The organism is Wolbachia endosymbiont (group B) of Lycaena phlaeas (genome assembly GCF_947251875.1).
Lineage (GTDB): Bacteria > Pseudomonadota > Alphaproteobacteria > Rickettsiales > Anaplasmataceae > Wolbachia.
In genome coordinates this window covers 251,594-271,501 of sequence record NZ_OX366392.1, presented here as the reverse complement: position 1 = coordinate 271,501, position 19,908 = coordinate 251,594, and the positions used below count along the sequence as shown (strand labels likewise).

The window sequence follows — 19,908 nt, the reverse complement described above, 5'->3', positions numbered from 1 at the left end:
AACGCACTCATTCTCCTTTTATTGACACATTTCTAGCTTTCACTACATCACAAACCCTTTCTTCCCACTCACTTAAGGTAACAAGTTTGTAACCCGATTTTTTTAGTATTTCAATAATCTGAGATAAAGCTTCAACTGTATTTGATTTGTTATCGTGATCATGGAACAATATAATCGCTCCATTATGTACATTGCTTAAAACTCTTTCAACCAGAATTTCTGATTTATCGCCTTGCCAGTCCAGAGAATCAACTGTCCATAATATGGAATACATATTTAATCGATTAGTATTTTTGATCAAATTATCGTTATGACATCCATATGGTGGACGAAACCATTTTACATTCTGTTCTGTTGCATTTTTAATTGCCACATTTGTCTTTTCCAGTTCTTGCAATTGCTCCTCACTTGAAAGTGATGTCAACTTCCTATGCGACCAAGAATGATTACCTAATTCATGACCTGCTTTATGGATTTTGTTTACTATTTCAGATGTTTTTTTATTTATACGCTCACCAAGCACAAAAAATGTCGCTTTTGTTTCATTGCTCTCCAGAATATTAATAATATCTCCTGCTCTATTATAAGACGGTCCATCATCAAACGTAAGTGCAACGAACTTATCTTTGTTATTCAATAATTTCTTTATATTACTTAAATTTCTATATGATAGATCCAAATCACAACTGAGCCCACGATATGGTAAGTTAAAGTTACAATCACTACAGAAAACTGCGCTTGAATATAGCAAAAGAAAAGCGATTATTCTTATAAACATATATAATCAGCAAAGTGATAGAGTACTACACTTTTTTGCTAAATTAAACCACTTTTAGCAGCTACTGTTTACTTCGTTACTTTGTCAATATATTATATTAATAACTTTATATAATATAGTATGATTGCAAATATAAATACCGTTGCTCTTCAGGGAACCAGCACAGTAAATATTAATGCACAAATTCACATGGCAAATGGTATTCCAGCTTTTAATATTGTTGGACTGCCGGATAAAACTGTTGCAGAATCCAGAGAGCGTATCAGAGCAGCGTTAAATTCAATCAATCTTCTGTTACCTCCAAAAAGGATTACGGTTAATCTTTCCCCTGCGGATTTGCTTAAAGAAGGTAGTCATTATGACTTAGCTATTGCTGTTGGATTACTTGTTGTAATGAATGTGATACCAGTTGAAAAAGTTCAGTCTTATATAATCATGGGCGAGCTTGCACTAGACAGCAGAGTCATACCAATCTCAGGAGTACTTCCAACAGCAATCAATGCAAAACAGGTAAATAAAGGAGTAATTTGCCCAAGGGGAAATGGAGTAGAAGCTTCATGGGTAAAGAATGTTTCTATTCTGGCTATAGAGAAATTAACCGATATTATCAGACATTTTAAGGGTGAGCAGTTAATTCAGCCGGTAACTTTTAACTATAGCGCTGCGCCCAAAGAAAAAAATTCAGTTCCAGATATAAAGGATATTAAAGGTCAAGTTGTTGCAAAAAGAGCAGCTGAAATTGCAGCAGCAGGTGGACACAATATGCTTCTTGTTGGACCTCCTGGTACTGGAAAGTCAATGCTTGCTAAGCGATTTATAGGGCTATTACCCGATTTGACTGAACAAGAGATGATTGATGTTAATATTATCTCTAGCATAACAAAAGCCAGTAACGAAACATTTAAAGTAACTCGTCCCTTTCGTGAACCTCATCACTCATGTTCCATGCCAGCGATGATAGGAGGAGGAAAAAATGCAAAGCCTGGGGAAATTACCATGGCTCACAATGGTGTGTTATTTCTTGACGAGCTACCTGAATTTCCAAGGCTTGTGCTTGATTCTCTACGCCAACCACTTGAAGATAGAAAAGTCACTATCGCAAGGGCAAATGCTCACATTACTTATCCAGCTAATTTTCAACTTATAGCTGCAATGAATCCCTGCAGGTGCGGTTACTTAGGTGATGCAAGTAGATCGTGCAACAAAGCTCCAAAATGCGGCACAGATTATAGAAATAAAATATCAGGACCTTTGCTTGATAGAATAGACATATGCATTGAAATGCCAAACGTTAGTATACTCTCTCCTGAAATTTCTTCAGAAGGAGAAAGCACTGAAAATATTAGAAAAAGAGTGATAGCAGCGAGGAAAATTCAAGCTGAGCGTTATAGTAAATTGAATATTTATTGTAATGCAGAAGTAAGTGGTGAAGCATTAACTAAGCCAGACGAGGAAGGATTAGAATTACTAAAATACGTACTGAAAGAAAATTACATTTCCAATCGAGGCTACATACGCATATTAAGAGTTGCAAGAACCATTGCAGATCTTGCAAAAAGTGAGGAAATAAAAAGAGCACATATTGCAGAAGCACTAAATTACAGAATAAGAATGTATAAATAAGTTAATTTACTTGACAGGAAACTTTTTTTGCCATATACTACCCTTAGTGAAATTTTAATATTTTTGGAGTATAGTTATGGGAAAACTTGAAGCAATAAAAAATAAATATAGAGACGAAGGACTTTGGTCAGCAGCTAAAGAAGTGCCTGTGCAAGGTTGGGATCTCGTAAAAGAACATAAAGGCAAGACAATTGGTATTTCTTTAGCAGTTATAGCAGTAGCTTCACTTACAGCTGCTTATTTTTTAAGTCCAGCTTATGCAACTTTTGTTGGTACAGTTGGAACAAAGGCTGCAACACTTGTTAGTCCTGCTATTACTGCAATGTCTGCATTTGCAGTTGCTCATCCGCTCATTGCTAGTTTGGTAATTGTTGCTGCAGTAGCAGCTTTAATAACTGCACCTGTGCTTGCATATAAAAACAGTGGTAAATCAGAGAAAATTAAAGCCCTCAATGGCGACATCGACAAAATAGCAGCAAAAGTAAACGAAGAGAATAAAGAACCAGGTACTAAGATTAATGAACTTAAAGAAATGCTTTGCTTGGGGAAGGGCCTCTCTGTATAAATTATGCTTTCAACAAAAAGGACAGGCTTCTGTCCTTTTTTACTTACAAGTACTTTCTGTTTTTTTGCATCTTAAATAGTGTTGTTTGAAGGTCTGCAATTATTATACCTACTGATTAACAATGTTAAGAATAAGTAAATCTTGTTTACTGTTTGCGTATGTCAAAATGAAAAATGTTTGCATATTGTTAAAAAAGCAGTAACTTGTTATCAAGTGAATTCACTAATATTTGAGTAAAATTTAAATGTCAATCGACCTTAGTTTACCAGAGCTACCTGTATTACACCCAAGGATTACCGTTGTGGGAGTGGGTGGTGCTGGCGGAAATGCTGTAAACAACATGATCCAATCCAATTTACAAGGGGTAAATTTTGTCGTAGCAAATACCGATGCTCAAGCGTTAGAGAAGTCATTATGTGATAAAAAAATTCAGCTTGGTATTAACTTAACTAAGGGCCTTGGTGCTGGTGCTTTGCCTGATGTTGGTAAAGGTGCAGCAGAAGAATCAATTGATGAAATTATGGAGCATATAAAAGATAGTCATATGCTCTTTATCACAGCAGGGATGGGTGGTGGTACTGGAACAGGTGCTGCACCGGTAATTGCAAAGGCAGCCAGAGAAGCAAGAGCGGTAGTTAAAGATAAGGGAGCAAAAGAAAAAAAGATACTGACTGTTGGAGTTGTAACTAAGCCGTTCGGTTTTGAAGGTGTGCGACGTATGCGCATTGCAGAGCTTGGACTTGAAGAGTTGCAAAAATACGTAGATACACTTATTGTCATTCCCAATCAAAATTTATTTAGAATTGCTAACGAGAAAACTACATTTGCTGACGCATTTCAACTCGCCGATAATGTTCTGCATATTGGCATAAGAGGAGTAACTGATTTGATGATCATGCCAGGACTGATTAATCTTGATTTTGCTGATATAGAAACAGTAATGAGTGAGATGGGTAAAGCAATGATTGGTACTGGAGAGGCAGAAGGAGAAGATAGGGCAATTAGTGCTGCAGAGGCTGCGATATCTAATCCATTGCTTGACAATGTATCAATGAAAGGTGCGCAAGGAATATTGATTAATATTACTGGTGGTGGAGACATGACTCTATTTGAAGTTGATTCTGCAGCCAATAGAGTGCGTGAAGAAGTGGATGAAAATGCAAATATAATATTTGGTGCCACTTTTGATCAGGCGATGGAGGGAAGAGTTAGAGTTTCTGTTCTTGCAACTGGCATTGATAGCTGTAACGACAATTCATCTGTTAATCAAAACAAGATCCCAGCAGAGGAAAAAAATTTTAAATGGCCTTATAATCAAATTCCAATATTAGAAACAAAAGAATATGCTTCAACTGAGCAAACAAATGAAAGAGTTAAGTGGGGCAGCAATGTTTATGATATACCAGCTTATTTAAGAAGAAAAAAATAATGCAATTTTGGCTACTAAAGTCAGAACCAAGCGAATACTCCTGGCAAAAAATGGAAAAGGAGCAGGTGACGCAGTGGAATGGTGTATGCAATTATCAAGCTCAAAATTACATGAGAGCTATGAAATTAGGCGATCTTGCATTTTTTTATCATACAGGTAAAGAGAGAGTTATACTTGGAATAGTTGAAGTATTAAAGGAGTATTATCATGTTTATAATTCCAAATTTGGACTAGTGAATGTAAAATTTTTGAAACCTTTAAGTAACCAAGTGACGTTAAACAGTATAAAACAAAACCCACTTTTGAAAAATATGGTTATATTAAAACAATCACGTTTATCAGTTTCTCCAGTTTTAGAGACTGAGTGGAATGAAATAATAAGGATGAGTGATGTGTAATACCTGTTGCCAAACAATATTACCTCAGCACACAACATACAGCTGTATGAGTGTTTGTTTCGAAGTAGCCGATTTTTCATCAAACACAAAGCAGTGCTTGACACTGGAATCCAGCTGTAATGCAACCACATTAAAAATGTTGTGTTTTAATATAGCTTTTATATTCACTCACCTAATGTCTAATCAGAATTCCTGGATCCCAGACTGGGATGACATACTTCTAGTGTACAATATTCGTATAGTTGTGTGTATGATACGATGGTCTATAATTCTTCTTTTTTTGGTTCCAATGTCAAGTGATGGGATAATGTCCTTTCTGGTGCTTTATTCATGTTAGAAGTAAATATTCTTGATAAGAGGTGGCATAGTATTACGAAGGACCCACAGAGTTTTGTATTAAATATTATTAATGCTTCTCTAAAAGAATTAAAAATAGATCATTATAAACCAAATATATCAATAGCTCTCGCTGATGATAACTTGCTACATCAACTTAATCTTAAGTTTAGAGAAATAGATAAGCCAACTAATGTACTATCATTTCCATGCGAACAGTTATCTAGTGAATGTGATCTAGGAGACATAGCAATTGCAGTAGATACAATAGAAAGAGAGTCTCATGAGTACTGTATATCTATCCTCACTCACACTGCACACATGTTAGTTCATGGATTGCTGCATTTACTTGGCTATGATCATCAAAAAGAAGATGAAGAAATTATAATGAAAAGTTTAGAGAGCAAGATTTTAGCTTTGCTTGAATTTGAAAAGGAAAAGTATGGTAGATAATACCAAAATATGTTATTTACAAAAAAGGGGTTTTAGCTGTAAAAGGTAAGCAATATGGTTCAGTTTTCTTTACCAAAAAATTCTAAAGTTAATAAAAAGGGCAAGGTTTATCCTACTCCTACTGGAGCAAAAAATATTAGAAGATTTCAAATTTATCGTTGGTCTGCTGATGATGATAAAAATCCAAGAATAGACACATTTTTTATCGATATGGATAATTGTGGCCCTATGGTACTTGATGCATTAATAAAAATAAAGGATGAAATAGATTCAACCTTAACTTTTAGACGCTCTTGCAGAGAAGGAATATGCGGATCTTGTGCAATGAATATTGATGGTACCAACACTCTCGCATGCACTAAATCTATACATGATATAAAAGGTGAAGTAAAAATATATCCACTACCTCATATGTATATAGTAAAGGATCTAGTTCCAGATCTAAGCCAATTTTATGAGCAATACAAATCGATTAAACCTTGGTTACAAACAGATAAATCTGCCTTACAAAATAAAGAATACTTTCAATCTCCTGAAGATAGAAAAAAATTGGATGGTCTGTCTGATTGTATACTATGTGCTTGCTGTTCGACTGGTTGCCCAAGCTATTGGTGGAATGGTGATAAATTTTTAGGGCCAGCGGTATTACTGCAAGCTTATAGATGGATTGCTGACAGTCGTGATAATAAGAAAGAAGAAAGACTTGCTTCTTTAAACGACCCATTTAAGTTGTATCGTTGTCATACAATAATGAATTGTACAAAAACCTGCCCGAAAGGTCTTAACCCAGCAAAAGCGATAGCGAAAGTAAAACAGCTTATGGTAGAGAGAGGAGGAATTTGAGTGTTATTTCTGGCACTCTTCGTAAGAAAATAGTAGACCCTCTGAAGCATAGGGTATTGTTAATACTCTAAACGTTCTTCCGTTCATGAAATGTATTGTTTCACCATATGATTCCAGTAATCTTTTGAACAACTCATGTCTTTGATTATTAATAGTTTGAAAATCATTTTTTCCTAAAAGCTTTTTAGATTCAAATAGGTGAAGCATAATCTCGTGATAAGTTGGATAAGACTCCAAAAATTTTGGATCAAACTGAAAAGTTTTTATAAAAGCATTATTATAAAATTTTAGCTTTTGATTCTTACTATATATCGCTACAGCAATCGATAGCTTCTCAAGCAAACTTTCTTGTGCAGCTAAACAATTGCTTAGCTCAGTATGTAATTTTTTTTCATCACTAATATCTTTTCCATACATTACTATGCTATTAGAATTTTGCACTGGAACTTCAACAAAATTAAAAACCTTAGGTTCGTTCTTGTAAGTTATTACACACTCTCCTGGTTTTACGTTATAGGAGCCACTCGCAACAGTAAATTTTTTAGAGCTGCCTATATATTTATCATAAAATAAGTTATAAAACCTTACTTTTTTATTCTTATTGTGCTTCAGTATTGGAAATGGTAAAGAGTCAAAAATTTTTTTATAGTTCTCCAATTCTCGCATAAGCTTACTATTTTCTAACTCAAGTTCATTAGCTTTTATCTTATAATCGGAGATATTTCTTATCCACAACAACACACCAATCACATTATTAGAATAATCTATTATGCTTTTACCATAACATGTGCAATAAACCTCACTGTCTTTTGACTTTAAATCTAGAGTAAAAGATTTATTTATTTCCTTTGCCTCAGCAAAACTTTTAATTAAGCTTTCTGATTGCTCAAAAAAATTTACAAACTCATTAAATGAATAAAAAACAGTATTAAGCAAAATTAGTAAATTGGGAGAAAATTTTTCTATACGTTTTTTTGCGTCCCAAATATAAAATCCATCATTTACAGTATCTATTAAATTATTTATGATAACATTTTGATGTTGTAAGTCCTTAATTTTATTACTAATTTTTAATTTAGAATATGAGAAAAAGAAGAATACTAGAATTAGTAGTAAAACTATTTCATACAAAAAAAACATAGTATTCTAAAACAAATATAAAAATTTATAACCTCTCAGCAAAGAGATTGTACTGAAGAGGTATATAAGTGAAGATTGCCCAATACCCTAAAGCCTAATCTCTTATAAAGGTTTACAGAAGGTTTCATGCAATGTGCTACTATGTATTTGCATTCAAATTGCCTAGCTATCTTTATTCTTTCTAGAACCATTTGAGTTCCTATTCCACGACCCCTGTAAATTGGTAAAACTCCATCGCTATAAAAACCAGCTATGCTGTCTTGAATATAAAGACCGCATGTTCCAACAATTTCGTTATTTAGCATTACAAGAAAAAATCTTAACCTTGAGCTCTTATCATCATAATTCGATAATTGGCGAAAAAATGTGCTAACAATACTAATTCTGTGATAAAAAATTTTAGAAGTGTGTAAATCTAATTGCTCTAAGAGCTCACTACTATTTACAACATTGAACTTCAAATTTGGAACAGCATCATCAGGCAAAAAATAATCTTTTATATTGAGTAAAACTTTTTTTGGTGCGTTAACGTGTTTTATTTCGCATTTTTCTAAAATACCCCCTATTTTTATACGTGGACTTATTATCCATGTTGCTTCTATATTTCGTGCTTTGAGATAATCTAGAGTTCTGCATATGGAAAGCTCAGTACATTGATCTTCACAAAACACAAAATTAAATAACGATTCTCTGGTACCATTTACTGTAAATATAACATTATCAAATTCGTCATGTATTTCCCACTTGGACAAATTCGTTGCATAAAGTATATAATCCTTTAGGTTCTGAATAATTAAGCTTGAATAACAAATTTTTTTATTCTGCATAAATCAACAATAAACAATAAAAGGCTCCTATAAAAACAAAGGCTAAAATTGCAGCTACAACATCATCTAGCATAATACCTAAAGGACCTTTTGTATTTTTATCAATCAAATTTATAGGCCACACTTTTATTATATCAAAAAACCTAAAGGAGAAAAAGCACACCAACAATACAGAGCTATTCATTTCTTGTTCTAATAATATTGAAACTAGAAGTACTGTCAGCAACTGACCAACTACTTCATCAATTACTACCTCTTTTGGATCATGCGGAGCTTTGTAATGTTGTATATAATTGCCTGTAGACCATAATCCAACTAAGAATAAAAAAAAAATAATTGCTGTACCTAAAATTCTGTCATTGAGTAATATAGGAACAATTGGGTAAGCAGCCAAGCTGCCTATAGTACCTGGCATGTGTTTTACCGTGCCAGATAGCCACCATGTTGATATTAATTTATATAAAAATTTCACAATATACCGAAATATAAAACTAATTTACAAGAACAGAAATAGTATCTTCTATAGAAGTATTTTCATATAGCAATCTATAGATCGCTTCACATATGGGCATTTTTATCTTTAGCTTTTCTGCTAAATCAAATGCAGACTTAGCAGTGTTAAAACCTTCAATTACCGACTTACCTTCTAATAAAATCTGCTGAGCACTAGAACCATTACTATTAGCTACTTTAGATCCAAAAGATAGATTTCTTGAATTTAATGATGTGCATGTCACAACCAAATCGCCTAAGCATGCTGGTCCAAGTAGTGTATTTATATCTACATTGCCGTCACCAACTTTTGCTGAGTATAAAGCCTTAATTTCACTCATACTTTTCGTAATTAATGCTGCATGAGCATTAAACCCAAACCTACCTAGAACAACCCCACATGCTATAGCAAAAACATTCTTTAACGCTGCACAAACCTGTATTCCTATAACATCGCTACTAAGGTACAATTTAATATTTTCTTGCTGTAGCTCTGATACTAATTTTAAACCTAATACTTCATTTTGACATGCAAGAACCATCGAATATGGTAATTTTCTTGCAACTTCTATAGCAAAGCTAGGACCAGAAAAAACAGCAAGAGGATTATTAGGTAAAACTTCATTGACTACTTCACTAGGTAATTTTAATGTAGATTTTTCTATTCCCTTACAAGCCAAAATTATTGCTACATTTTTTTTTAGGTTACAATCATTCAATTGATGACATATCTCCCTTAGAGACTGAGTGGGAACAGCTAGAATTATTACTGAAGCATTCACTGCATCTTCAATAGCTAATTTTACTGATACATTATCAGAAATTGGACAATCAGGTAGCTTGTCACTTTCTCTTTTCTCTTTAATTGATTCAAATATGGCCTTATTGCGAGTCCACAAAATTACATTTTTCTTACCACTTAATGAAATCGCAATTGCTGTACCCCATGCGCCAGCACCTAAAACTGATATTACCACTCAATATTCCCGAAAGTATTACTTATAATTTAAAACTGTAGAATAAGTAAATTAAAAATATAACATAAAAGTATAAAATAGTTTAAATATCTATTAACCTAAGTATTCTTTTAATAAAAATAGCTTCTATTCAATATTTACTAAAAATAGTATTATTATAGTATATCTATTGTATTTTAGATCTATTTGTATAATTTTGGAACGACACATTAACTATTAATTAATAAGTGTAATTTCTATTATTCATTAATAAAAATTTGATTTGTTACTTTCCTTGGTTATATATATTACTAAAATTATAAATTATTTATGGGGTGTAAAATATGCGTATATTATTAATTGAAGATGATCAAGTAAGTGCAAGGACTGTAGTTAATGCCTTAACTTCTGATGGACATTTTTGCGACGTTGTTACTTCTGCACAAGATTATAACAATAATATGGTTTCCTCGGGTGGAGACTGTTACGATCTAGTTATTCTAGATATACACCTGCCTGGTGATATTGATGGATATGATATACTGTTAAGATTAAGAAGTGCAAAAATCAAAGTTCCTGTTTTAATACTTTCGTGTATCTCCGCTGCCAACCATAAAGCTAAAGGACTTGGGTATGGTGCCGACGATTACTTAACCAAGCCATTTCACAAGAGCGAATTATTAGCTCGAATTAAGGCCATAGTCCGACGTACTAAAGGCCATCCCGAATCAGTGATAAAGATTGGTAATATGAATATCAATTTTGATCACAGGATTGTTGAGGTAAAAGGCAAAACAGTTCACCTTACTAACAAAGAGTATTCCATGATAGAATTGCTGGCATTGCGTAAAGGAGCAGTGTTGACAAAAGAAATGTTTTTAAACCATCTTTACAATGGCTTGGACGAACCTTCAGACAACAAAATAGTTGATGTTTTTATGTGTAAATTACGTAAAAAACTTGAAAGTGCAAATGACGGAATAAGCCACATAGAAACCGTTTGGGGTAGAGGATATGTTCTAAAAGAGTATGTTGACGATGAAGAATACTCTAGTGTTAATATAAGCGAAAGCAGTAGTGACTATCAAGCAGAACAAGTCAAGGACAGCGCATGAAATGCTTTATTTACTTGTTGATTGAAGAAGCGAAAAGGTAGATTTAGTAAGATAAAAACTAATCCTAAAAGTGAGGTAACGTGGTCAGTCTTTTAGAACTTTACAAAGATTTGCAACAAAAGATAGAAAAGTTGGAAGCGGAGCTAAAAAGTTATAGGTAAGAAAGTAAGGCTTTAGAGATAGAGAATGACTAGTTAAAGGAAAAGCTCGGTTAAAATTCAAGCTTTGTTAAGTTCAAAAGGAATTCAACCACTATGGATTAAAATCCAAAGATTGAGAGAGAGCATAGAATGCTAACTTTCGACTTGAAAGTCACCAAATTTATCTTCTTTTTTAGAGTGATTTTCAATATAATTTTTTATCATTTCGTCAGTTACATTTCCGCTAGTCCTGACAAACTAGCCTACTGCCCACAACCCAATATCTCTTTTTTAGCTCTGGAAAGTTTTGCTGGATTTTTCTGGAACTTTTTCCTTTTATTAACTGCACTAACTTACTAATACTTAAGTATGGGGGTACAGAAACGTATACGTGTACATGACTTGACGCAACTCTACCTCTGATAATTTCTACTTGATTATTTGCACATACTTCTTGTACAACTTCTTTAGCTTTCTGTCCAATATCTCCAACTAGTACTGGATATCGATATTTTGTTATCCACACTATGTGATATATATACAGAGTGACTGCTTTTTCTATAATATTCCACATTCTTTCAGATTTTTCACCTTAAAATTATATTCTTAAAAGGATGGACTTCAAGTCCAGGGTTTTTCTCCCAAATTTGGGACAATAAAATAAAGAGATAAGCCAAGAAGTAAAAGGAATATAGGTGGTCAAATTGAGCGTACAGGGTATGTGAAATGTTTGATACATTTACATAGTATGGCTGACATTCATGCATTGCCTAGGTGAAATATAAGCCGAGTTCTGTTTATGTAGCTATTTATCTGGAGTAAATGTTACCATTTACTTCGTGCGATTTACCCGAGTAGATATGAGAAAAACATAAAATCTACTTCTATTTAATCTTGCTCCTAGTGTTGGTTACTTGACTACCAATGTTGCCATTGTTATGGTGTGCTCTTACCACACCTTTTCACCCTTACCTAATAATATTTAGGCGGTAATTTTCTGTAGCCCTATAACTGGAGTTACCTCCGGCGGGCGTTACCCGTCACTACCTTTTCTTGGAGCTCGGACTTTCCTCTGCTGTGTTTATCACACAACAGCAGCTACTTATTGCACCTAGGAATTATACTTTAACATAAAATCATAAAAGCAAAAGAAAATTTCCTAACAGTCTACATACTAAAAACATTCAGACAAATAGCTAAAGGTGATATTCCGGTACATCATCGCTATCCCAAGATAAGCTTTTTTCACTTTTAGACTCTAGCTCAGTCAGTCAAGATCCTGGTCCACCGCTTGAAGACGATGAGCTACTTCTTGACCGACTACTACTCTCCACCGATATACTGTTTAGCACTGTTTCAGATTGATCCATAGTTCGCATAGATATATGTCTCATTCTGTTATTAGCGATAAAAATTTCTTCATCGCTATTGCCACTTGAAGATGATCGCCTTCTATCATTGAAATTAGTTAGTTCTAACACAGGGGCAGAATTACGACCCTTAACATATTTGTATGTTATGAATCCTATAATTCCAGCAATACTTATTATCGCTCCAACCAAAGACCCACCTATCATTCCTGCCCTATTAGACTCTATAGCAAGCTGAGCGGGCTGTGGTGAAGGAGTAGTTTGAGGAAGTAAAGTTGTAGTGAACAAAGGAGTTGTTACCTTTGTTCCAGTATTTGATATAGCGGACACTGTTTGTATAGTTGCCTCTGAGTTTGTTGTTGGCACATTAGTTGGCATTGTAGTAATCATAGTCGCTTGTGAGGTCGCAATAGTTTCAGCTACTGTTGTTGATTCTGATGCCGTACATACTGTAATTGCTATTGAATGATGGAGAGACATACTCCATTATTTTAGCACGAAGTAACAAATTCAATGAATTAGTTCTTCAAGAATAATTTAAACTTTTACAGTAGGAGTAGTCTCATGAAACATTATAGCGGGTTAGATGTCTCACTCAAAGAAACTTTTATTAGTATCATTGATGAGAAAGGAAAAATTGTTAAAGAAGGGGTTGTTGCAAGTGAAAGCAGTGCAATAGCTGAGTTTCTGCTTGGTCAAAACAAAAAATACGAGTCCATAGGAATAGAAAGCGGGCAATTATCAATATCGATGTGCAAAGAGTTGAGGAATCTTGGATTACCAGTAACTTGTGTAGATGCAAGGCATATGGCAGCAGCATTATCTGCGAGAATCAATAAGAATGATAAAAATGATGCAAGAGGCATAGCACAAATGATGAGAGTTGGGCTATTTAAGGAGGTATTAGTAAAATCAGACGAAGCTTGTCAGGTTAAAATAATACTTGGAAGCAGAAGACAATTAATACGTTGCAGAGAGCAAATTGCGGGAACAATAAGGGGATTACTGAAAATATACGGGATAAAAGTTAATCAACGTCTTAGTTCTGCAAACTTTGCTTTAAAAGTGCAAGAAATGGTTAATAATCTAGATGAAATTAGCCAAACCTCAATTGAATCATTAGTACATAGTTTAGAAATAATAGAAGAATCAATAAGAAAACTTGATAAAATGCTCTCAGAACAAAGCAAAAAAGATGAGGATTGTAAATTATTAACTACTGTTCCAGGAGTTGGTATTATAGTAGCAATGACATATAAAGCTGCAATAGATGATCTGCATAGGTTTGAAACATCTTATACAGTTGGAGCCTATATGGGATTAAGTCCAAGACAGTACGCTTCTGGTGAGATTGATCGACACGGAAGTATATCAAAAATGGGACCAGTGGACTGTAGGAATATGTTATATGAAGCCGCGCAGGTCTTACTGGTAAAATGTAAAAGGACATTTAAATTAAGAAGCTGGGGATTGAAGCTTAAAAAGAAAAAGGGCATGAAAAAAGCAATTGTTGCAGTAGCAAGAAAATTAGCCGTGATTATGCATAAGATGCTAATCGATAGAAAAGAGTTTTGCTATCAATAAACACTAAAGAAGTATAAAACAATAATTTTACTGAAAGTAAAGATAGCAATGCCGATGGAAGGGATAAGCAAGAGGATAAGTTGAAGCATAGACTTCGTGGCGTACATGTTGCCGTCCACTTCCGCCTAACAAGTATAGTGCGGCTTGGCTACAATATGAATTAGCCATATTAGACCGCGGAGAGAACAATGGAAGCATGCTACTTTTAACTTATGTAAAATCATTAAGACTATAGAGGAAAAGAATGATACCTTAGTTTTTATAAGCTTAATGAATATGTGGATAAATACTTTAAGTTTGTGTGGACGTATTTATCCACATATTCATTGGCTACATAGTTTAAAAGAGATTAATTGGAAATTAGTGTTGATGTTTTTATTGCCAATAAAACCTCTTTTGATTGAATAAGATAATACAATAATAAATAAAAGGTTGTATTAGAGCTGAATTTTACATCAAAAAATATTTTTCATGATACAAAAAATTATTGTTGACTTTTATGCAATTAGAGAACTCATCTTAGTTGTTAATTCTGTTAAAGGCCTACTCATCGTAGTACTGCTTGCTGTAAAAGTTGACTCAACAGTCGCTGCTGTAGATTTTACAGTACTTGTCTCAGTTTCCGAAGGCACACTAGTTGACGTTGTAGCAACTGTGGTCGCTTGTGGAGTAGTAGTTGTTTTTGCTACTGTTGTTGGCCCCACTGTTACTGTACTTGTTTGAATTGTTGACTCTGTTGAAGGCCTACTCGTTGTAGAAGTAGGTGCAGTGGTAGTTGATGCTACTGTTGTTGACTCCACTGTTACTGTACTTGCCTGAGTTGTTGACTCTGTTGAAGATTTACTCATTGTGGAAGTTGGTACAATGATAGTTGATGCTTCTGTTGTTAATTTGGTAGTCTTTACAGTGTCGGTTTCTGTTGTGCTAGTAATTGCAGCAGTCGTCGTTTTCTTAGAAGTCACAACCGTCTCTGTAACAGTTATAGGAGCCACAGTACTGCTGGAAATAATACTAGGCATCAATTGGCCGTTAATGATATTAACAAAATCACTGAGAGCTTTGATACTGCTTGTCGGTATTATCGTTGCTTCAGAAGATTTTCCAGAGCTCTCTCTATTAAAAGTTATAATACTCTCTCCACTTACCGCAGTGACGATAAAACCTCCTTGACCATTGTCTTTAACATACAATTGTTCTATAGGATCTTCACATTCACAAACAGTAAAATTTGATTTTGGTCCTCTCTTAGCAAGCCTTGCTAAATGCAATTCTTGCGTATTAGAAGATTGTTTTTTCGCAAGAAAAGCAACTAAATCATCACCTTCAGTTCGTCTTACATACTGTAAAAAGTTTATTTTTCCTGGATTATAGATAGTAGATGATGCTTTATCTATTTGACAATTTTTCTTAAGCAAACATTCATCTTCTTTTCTATCTTTCAGCTTCTGAGCCACGTCAATCAAGTCGAATTTAAAGATATTTGTTCTTACTTCTGGCTTCCCAATAATCTCTTTGCTCATCTGTGCATAAAGCATCGTATTTTCATCTAGTACTAATTGCCCTGGATTATCAAATTTGAATAATTTTCTTTCTGTAAGACCGTTTTTTTCACGCAGAATCTTAAATTTTCCATTCGTGTCTGATTGTAAATACCAAGAAACTAAAGCTTGATCCTTTAAGTTATGAGCAATTACAACAATATTACCATGATCAACTTTTACTGCTTTTGGTTGAAAGTAACTATTGTCTTCATTTGCAAGATTATTTATATCAATGTTCTTGTATAATTTTACTTTTCCTACGTATTCAACTAAGGGAGCATTAGTTGAATGCTTGATTTCGTAAGTGTTGAATGTTAAGCCTTTGATGCACTTTCTTTCTTTGTTAGTTTCTTCTGTAGGAAAAATAACTCCAACTTTATCTACTTCAGCTGAATTTTCTATTAGTGTGGGAGATAATTGGCCCTTGAATTCATTTGCTACGTTGACACATGTATCACACTCGTATGTTTTCGATTGATATAATGGACTAATAAGTAACTTTACTCTACTGCTTCCATTGCCGTTATCTTGATAGCTGAGTCCATAAGTAACTCCATTTCCTTCAATCAACCCTACGTTTACTGGGTTAAAACCTATCGCTTCTTTAACTTTCAGTGTAGTTGTATTAACTCTAAATAATCTACTTAATATAGACATAATTATATTTAAAATTTTAATAAAACGCTATTATGATTATTTCTATATGTAACGTCAATAAAATTTTAACTAAAATTAAGAAATTAATACCTTTATAATCTGCAAAGCGAAATATGGAAAATGAGTAGCAGTAAAGAATTCACAAATTGAATGCGCCCACTCTACAGATATAATATTGTAGAGCTCAAAAAACCAACAATTGCAATTGTTAACTCTTCAAGTATAATTTGTTGAGATTTACACGAACTTTATTAGATGAAAGAGAAAGAAGAGCAGTTTAGTTTTACATCAGACAACCTCAGAAAAGCGAAAAAGTCTATAGAGATGTATCCTAAAGGTAGAGAAGGTAGTGCCGTCATGCCTTTACTATACCTGGTTCAAGAACAATGCGGATGGGTTCCTGAATCTGCCATGCGCTACGTTGCTGACATGCTTCATATTCCACATATTCGCGTGTATGAAGTGGCAAATTTTTATACCATGTATAATTTAAAACCAGTAGGTAAATATCTCATACAAATTTGTAGAACAACTCCTTGCTGGTTGTGCAATAGCGAAGAAGTGTTAAATACCTTTAAAAAGAAACTAGGAATCAATATCGGTGAAACTACTAAAGATAATCTATTTACTTTAAAGGAAGTTGAATGTCTTGGTGCATGCGTTAATGCCCCTGTGGTGCAGATCAATAATGACTTTTATGAAAACCTCACTCCTGAAAAAGTGGAAAATATCATAGCAGAACTTTCAAGTAAATAGATGGAAAAGTTCTCGTTTAGGATAACTAAGCAATCAGGTTCTGCAAGAGTTGGAACGATCAAAACTCCAAATGGAAGTATAGAAACACCAGCATTTATATTTTGTGCAACCAAAGCTGCTATTAAAGCTGCAGATATCGAGAGAATCAGAGAAGCAGGTACTCAGATAATACTTTCCAACACCTATCACCTAATGCTCCAACCGGGAGAGGATACTGTGGCAAAGCTTGGTGGCTTGCACAAGATGATGGGATGGAGTGGGCCAATGCTCACTGATTCTGGTGGATACCAGATATTTAGTTTAGGGCACGGGTCAGTTTCGGAAGAAATAAAGGGAATAAGACAGAAGCAAAAAACTCTGATCAAAATTAACGAGGATGGGGCAATTTTTCGTTCTTACATAAATGGTAAAACTTATTGTCTAACTCCTGAAAAGTCGATACAAATTCAACAAAAATTAGGTGCAGATTTAATCCTAGTTTTAGATGAATGTACTCCATTCCATGTCAGTAAAGAATACACAAGAAAATCAATGCTCATGAGCCATAGATGGGCTGAACGTTCTTTAAATAAGTTTGAAAAAAATAATGATGGCAAACAGGCGCTTTATGGAATTAGTCAAGGCGGAGTGTATCAAGATTTGCGTAGAGAAAGTTGTGATTTTATCAACGATTTGCCATTTTTTGGTCAAGCAATAGGTGGATCACTTGGTCAAAGTAAAGAGCAGATGTATGATGTAGTTTCCTTTACTATGGAACATTTAAAAAAAGATAGGCCTACTCATTTGCTTGGTATTGGTGGAATTGTAGACATTTTTCGTGGAGTAGAGCTTGGAGTTGATACATTTGATTGCGTGCATCCAACTCGCCTCGCAAGACATGGTGGCGCGCTTGTTAAAGTAAAAAACAGAGATTCTATTTCTTCAAAGCGTAAAGAGCATATTAATTTGCGAAATCAACGATTCGAACTAGATGATAACCCAATTGAAAATGACTGTTTGTGCTTTACTTGCAGAAAACATTCAAGAGCCTATATACACCATCTACTGAAAGCTAAAGAGTTGCTGGCTTATACACTCGTTACCATTCACAATGTTTTCTTCATGAATAAGTTGATGGAATCAATAAGACAAGCAATATTGAATGATAGGCTAGATCAGGAAAAAAATAATTGGATTAGTGAAATACCGCTGCATTGTGAACTATATACCTAGTTCATATTTTGTACATGTGCGTTGCATTTTTTAATCTTCTTTAAAAACTTGACAGTACCGTATATATACGGGTATACTAAAAATATAATTTTGTGAGGCATTTATAGTTAAAAATAAAGAAAAACATCAAATAGCGTTTTGCGTTTCAGCCTTTACACTCTTAGCTGGTTTATCATTAATCGCAACTGGAATTGCAGTGGGTACTGTACCTGCTATAGCTTCTTGTTTAGTGATAGGAGGAGTTTTAACTGCCTTGTCTATTGTGCAATCAGTAGAAAGCTATTTATTTTTACAAAACAGCGAAAAAACTTTCAATAAAATGATTAGTGGTATACGCGATGAACCAGAAAGCAAACTTTTTATAGAAAGGATTTTGCAACCATTCATTGAACTTTTTAGTGAGCATAAGCAACATAACTAAAGTACACTAAGCATAGAAACCACTTTATCGTAACTTGGCAGTGAATTAATTTCTCCAATCGCAGCTAAAGTAATTTTTTCATGCTGAGATAGCAATTCTTCTGCTGCTTTTTTTATATCGTAAATAGTAACAGCACTAATTTTTTCTATTAATTCGTTTTTACTGATGTATTTATTATAGTTACCGTAGTAGTGTCCTAATGTTTCAGCACGTGAGCTAACACTTTCGCGTGACATTAAAATTTGAGATTTTACTCGTTCTTTTACTCTATTTACTTCTTCTTCCTTTAAATCATCTGTAGACAATTTCTTTAGCTCTGTCGTTATGGATTTTAAAAGCTTATCTAGATTACTACTATCTGTACCAGCAAAAATCGAAAGCATTCCCGTATCAGCATAGCTAGAGTTGAATGAGTAAATGGAGTAAGCAAGACCCTGCTTTTCTCTTACTTCCTGAAACAGGCGTGATGACATGCCACTTCCCAGTATAGAATCAAGCACTTTAAATGTGTGATATTTATTATCATCACGAGAAACACTAGGTAGCCCAATTAACAAGTGCACCTGATCTAATTTACGATGCTCTCGATACTCACCACTGGTATAACCTGCATTCTCGCTTTTTTTCAGCTCTTTTGAATGAATCTTTGAGAGAAAGTCTTTGATTAATTGAACAACTTCCTCATGCTCAACATTTCCTGCAGCAGCAAATATCATATTTCCGCCAAAGTAATGCTCCTTTATGTAGTTATTCAGATCTTCTCGAGTAAAAGATTTGACAGTATCTTGCGTGCCCAGGATTGATCTACCAAATGGTTGATCTTTATAAGCTGCTTCAAAATACTTATCAAAAATGATATCGCTCGGTGAATCATTAGTTTGAAAAATCTCTTGTATTACAACACCCTTTTCGCGTTCCAATTCATCCTCTGGAAATGTAGAATTCATTAATATATCTATTAATATATCAATGCCAGTTTTTATATCTTTTTTAAGAACCTTTGCATAATAACTGGTGCTTTCTCTACCGGTGCAGGCATTGAAGGCTCCACCTATATCGTCAAAAGCTTTTGCAATTTCAAAAGCAGTTCTTGTCTTTGTTCCTTTGAAAGCCATGTGCTCTAGGAAATGAGATATTCCATTTTGACTTGCACTTTCAGCTCTACTGCCAACACCAACTCGTATATTTAAAGCTACGGAATCAACTTCATGCACTCTCTCAGTTATTATGCGCAGACCATTATCTAGTTTTGTTACTTGTGGTATATTCATC

The 19,908-nt window shown here is 34.2% G+C and carries 19 protein-coding genes, 1 other RNA gene and 1 pseudogene; 11 read left to right on the top strand and 10 right to left on the bottom strand.

The window, feature by feature from the left end:
• Positions 1-7: 7 nt before the first annotated feature.
• Entirely contained in the window at positions 8-778 is a 771-nt protein-coding gene (locus OPR37_RS01245) for a polysaccharide deacetylase family protein (protein WP_149168629.1), read from the bottom strand.
• Between the two features lie 120 nt (positions 779-898).
• Here OPR37_RS01245 and OPR37_RS01240 point away from each other — a divergent pair, with 120 nt between their 5' ends.
• The 6 genes from OPR37_RS01240 to OPR37_RS01215 all read left to right on the top strand — a co-directional run bounded on the left by OPR37_RS01240 (position 899) and on the right by OPR37_RS01215 (position 6,425).
• Positions 899-2,401 (top strand): YifB family Mg chelatase-like AAA ATPase, encoded by a 1,503-nt coding sequence (locus OPR37_RS01240; protein WP_264684951.1) that lies wholly within the window; start codon positions 899-901, stop codon positions 2,399-2,401.
• Between the two features lie 76 nt (positions 2,402-2,477).
• Positions 2,478-2,966 carry a hypothetical protein gene (locus tag OPR37_RS01235; protein WP_264684950.1) on the top strand — a complete coding sequence of 163 codons (489 nt, stop codon included), beginning with the start codon at positions 2,478-2,480 and terminating at the stop codon, positions 2,964-2,966.
• A 244-nt stretch (positions 2,967-3,210) separates the two neighbouring features.
• Entirely contained in the window at positions 3,211-4,395 is a 1,185-nt protein-coding gene (gene ftsZ, locus OPR37_RS01230; RefSeq protein ID WP_012481860.1) for a cell division protein FtsZ, read from the top strand.
• Positions 4,395-4,793, top strand: a complete 399-nt coding sequence (locus OPR37_RS01225; protein ID WP_252153914.1) for an EVE domain-containing protein — start codon at positions 4,395-4,397, stop codon at positions 4,791-4,793. Before ftsZ ends, OPR37_RS01225 begins: the two co-directional genes overlap by 1 nt.
• Before the next feature lie 330 nt (positions 4,794-5,123).
• Positions 5,124-5,582, top strand: a complete 459-nt coding sequence (gene ybeY / locus OPR37_RS01220; protein WP_015587883.1) for an rRNA maturation RNase YbeY — start codon at positions 5,124-5,126, stop codon at positions 5,580-5,582.
• A 54-nt stretch (positions 5,583-5,636) separates the two neighbouring features.
• Positions 5,637-6,425 (top strand): succinate dehydrogenase iron-sulfur subunit, encoded by a 789-nt coding sequence (locus OPR37_RS01215; protein ID WP_213863994.1) that lies wholly within the window; start codon positions 5,637-5,639, stop codon positions 6,423-6,425.
• A 3-nt stretch (positions 6,426-6,428) separates the two neighbouring features.
• Here OPR37_RS01215 and OPR37_RS01210 read toward each other — a convergent pair whose 3' ends face one another.
• Genes OPR37_RS01210 through OPR37_RS01195 form a run of 4 tightly spaced genes read right to left on the bottom strand, consistent with a single transcriptional unit; the run spans position 6,429 to position 9,861 of the window.
• Positions 6,429-7,565 carry a hypothetical protein gene (locus tag OPR37_RS01210; RefSeq protein ID WP_213863993.1) on the bottom strand — a complete coding sequence of 379 codons (1,137 nt, stop codon included), beginning with the start codon at positions 7,563-7,565 and terminating at the stop codon, positions 6,429-6,431.
• Positions 7,566-7,600: 35 nt separating this feature from the next.
• Positions 7,601-8,392: a GNAT family N-acetyltransferase gene (locus OPR37_RS01205; RefSeq protein WP_007302011.1), complete on the bottom strand. Its 792-nt coding sequence runs from the start codon at positions 8,390-8,392 to the stop codon at positions 7,601-7,603.
• Positions 8,382-8,864 (bottom strand): phosphatidylglycerophosphatase A family protein, encoded by a 483-nt coding sequence (locus tag OPR37_RS01200; RefSeq protein ID WP_012481861.1) that lies wholly within the window; start codon positions 8,862-8,864, stop codon positions 8,382-8,384. The genes OPR37_RS01205 and OPR37_RS01200 overlap by 11 nt, the downstream gene beginning before the upstream one ends.
• 19 nt (positions 8,865-8,883) lie before the next feature.
• A complete protein-coding gene (locus OPR37_RS01195) occupies positions 8,884-9,861 on the bottom strand; it encodes an NAD(P)H-dependent glycerol-3-phosphate dehydrogenase (protein ID WP_264684949.1) in 978 nt (325 codons plus the stop codon).
• A 323-nt stretch (positions 9,862-10,184) separates the two neighbouring features.
• Here OPR37_RS01195 and OPR37_RS01190 point away from each other — a divergent pair, with 323 nt between their 5' ends.
• Complete coding sequence (locus OPR37_RS01190; protein WP_007302014.1) at positions 10,185-10,955, top strand: response regulator transcription factor; 771 nt, start codon at positions 10,185-10,187, stop codon at positions 10,953-10,955.
• Between the two features lie 293 nt (positions 10,956-11,248).
• Here the strand turns inward: OPR37_RS01190 and tnpA are convergent.
• The 3 genes and pseudogenes from tnpA to OPR37_RS01175 all read right to left on the bottom strand — a co-directional run bounded on the left by tnpA (position 11,249) and on the right by OPR37_RS01175 (position 12,945).
• A pseudogene (tnpA, locus tag OPR37_RS01185) lies at positions 11,249-11,667 on the bottom strand (IS200/IS605 family transposase).
• Between the two features lie 194 nt (positions 11,668-11,861).
• Positions 11,862-12,210, bottom strand: an RNA gene (rnpB, locus tag OPR37_RS01180) — RNase P RNA component class A.
• 156 nt (positions 12,211-12,366) lie between these two features.
• Positions 12,367-12,945, bottom strand: coding sequence for a hypothetical protein (locus OPR37_RS01175; RefSeq protein ID WP_265016862.1), 579 nt, complete (start codon positions 12,943-12,945; stop codon positions 12,367-12,369).
• 84 nt (positions 12,946-13,029) lie between these two features.
• Between OPR37_RS01175 and OPR37_RS01170 the strand changes: the two genes are divergently transcribed.
• Positions 13,030-14,049 carry an IS110 family RNA-guided transposase gene (locus tag OPR37_RS01170; RefSeq protein WP_214303242.1) on the top strand — a complete coding sequence of 340 codons (1,020 nt, stop codon included), beginning with the start codon at positions 13,030-13,032 and terminating at the stop codon, positions 14,047-14,049.
• A 497-nt stretch (positions 14,050-14,546) separates the two neighbouring features.
• Here OPR37_RS01170 and OPR37_RS01165 read toward each other — a convergent pair whose 3' ends face one another.
• Positions 14,547-16,247 (bottom strand): hypothetical protein, encoded by a 1,701-nt coding sequence (locus tag OPR37_RS01165; RefSeq protein WP_264711246.1) that lies wholly within the window; start codon positions 16,245-16,247, stop codon positions 14,547-14,549.
• A 255-nt stretch (positions 16,248-16,502) separates the two neighbouring features.
• On the opposite strand from OPR37_RS01165, the gene nuoE reads away from it, so the two are divergent.
• The 3 genes from nuoE to OPR37_RS01150 all read left to right on the top strand — a co-directional run bounded on the left by nuoE (position 16,503) and on the right by OPR37_RS01150 (position 18,636).
• Positions 16,503-17,003, top strand: a complete 501-nt coding sequence (gene nuoE / locus OPR37_RS01160) for an NADH-quinone oxidoreductase subunit NuoE (protein ID WP_007302017.1) — start codon at positions 16,503-16,505, stop codon at positions 17,001-17,003.
• The gene (tgt, locus tag OPR37_RS01155) at positions 17,004-18,215 is read left to right on the top strand and encodes a tRNA guanosine(34) transglycosylase Tgt (protein WP_007302018.1); all 1,212 of its coding nucleotides are present in this window, start codon (positions 17,004-17,006) and stop codon (positions 18,213-18,215) included.
• Positions 18,216-18,318: 103 nt separating this feature from the next.
• Positions 18,319-18,636, top strand: coding sequence for a WD_0736 family protein (locus OPR37_RS01150; protein WP_052264788.1), 318 nt, complete (start codon positions 18,319-18,321; stop codon positions 18,634-18,636).
• Here OPR37_RS01150 and OPR37_RS01145 read toward each other — a convergent pair.
• Complete coding sequence (locus OPR37_RS01145) at positions 18,633-19,907, bottom strand: M16 family metallopeptidase (RefSeq protein ID WP_264684948.1); 1,275 nt, start codon at positions 19,905-19,907, stop codon at positions 18,633-18,635. The genes OPR37_RS01150 and OPR37_RS01145 overlap by 4 nt on opposite strands.
• Position 19,908 lies beyond the last annotated feature (1 nt).

What these genes read in the sequence shown, in the direction of transcription:
- OPR37_RS01245 (WP_149168629.1), bottom strand. Translation starts at nt 778, where the DNA reads ATGTTTATAAGAATAATCGCTTTTCTTTTGCTATATTCAAGCGCAGTT.
- OPR37_RS01240 (WP_264684951.1), top strand. Translation starts at nt 899, where the DNA reads ATGATTGCAAATATAAATACCGTTGCTCTTCAGGGAACCAGCACAGTA.
- OPR37_RS01235 (WP_264684950.1), top strand. Translation starts at nt 2,478, where the DNA reads ATGGGAAAACTTGAAGCAATAAAAAATAAATATAGAGACGAAGGACTT.
- ftsZ (WP_012481860.1), top strand. Translation starts at nt 3,211, where the DNA reads ATGTCAATCGACCTTAGTTTACCAGAGCTACCTGTATTACACCCAAGG.
- OPR37_RS01225 (WP_252153914.1), top strand. Translation starts at nt 4,395, where the DNA reads ATGCAATTTTGGCTACTAAAGTCAGAACCAAGCGAATACTCCTGGCAA.
- ybeY (WP_015587883.1), top strand. Translation starts at nt 5,124, where the DNA reads ATGTTAGAAGTAAATATTCTTGATAAGAGGTGGCATAGTATTACGAAG.
- OPR37_RS01215 (WP_213863994.1), top strand. Translation starts at nt 5,637, where the DNA reads ATGGTTCAGTTTTCTTTACCAAAAAATTCTAAAGTTAATAAAAAGGGC.
- OPR37_RS01210 (WP_213863993.1), bottom strand. Translation starts at nt 7,565, where the DNA reads ATGTTTTTTTTGTATGAAATAGTTTTACTACTAATTCTAGTATTCTTC.
- OPR37_RS01205 (WP_007302011.1), bottom strand. Translation starts at nt 8,392, where the DNA reads ATGCAGAATAAAAAAATTTGTTATTCAAGCTTAATTATTCAGAACCTA.
- OPR37_RS01190 (WP_007302014.1), top strand. Translation starts at nt 10,185, where the DNA reads ATGCGTATATTATTAATTGAAGATGATCAAGTAAGTGCAAGGACTGTA.
- OPR37_RS01175 (WP_265016862.1), bottom strand. Translation starts at nt 12,945, where the DNA reads ATGTCTCTCCATCATTCAATAGCAATTACAGTATGTACGGCATCAGAA.
- OPR37_RS01170 (WP_214303242.1), top strand. Translation starts at nt 13,030, where the DNA reads ATGAAACATTATAGCGGGTTAGATGTCTCACTCAAAGAAACTTTTATT.
- OPR37_RS01165 (WP_264711246.1), bottom strand. Translation starts at nt 16,247, where the DNA reads ATGTCTATATTAAGTAGATTATTTAGAGTTAATACAACTACACTGAAA.
- nuoE (WP_007302017.1), top strand. Translation starts at nt 16,503, where the DNA reads ATGAAAGAGAAAGAAGAGCAGTTTAGTTTTACATCAGACAACCTCAGA.
- tgt (WP_007302018.1), top strand. Translation starts at nt 17,004, where the DNA reads ATGGAAAAGTTCTCGTTTAGGATAACTAAGCAATCAGGTTCTGCAAGA.
- OPR37_RS01145 (WP_264684948.1), bottom strand. Translation starts at nt 19,907, where the DNA reads ATGAATATACCACAAGTAACAAAACTAGATAATGGTCTGCGCATAATA.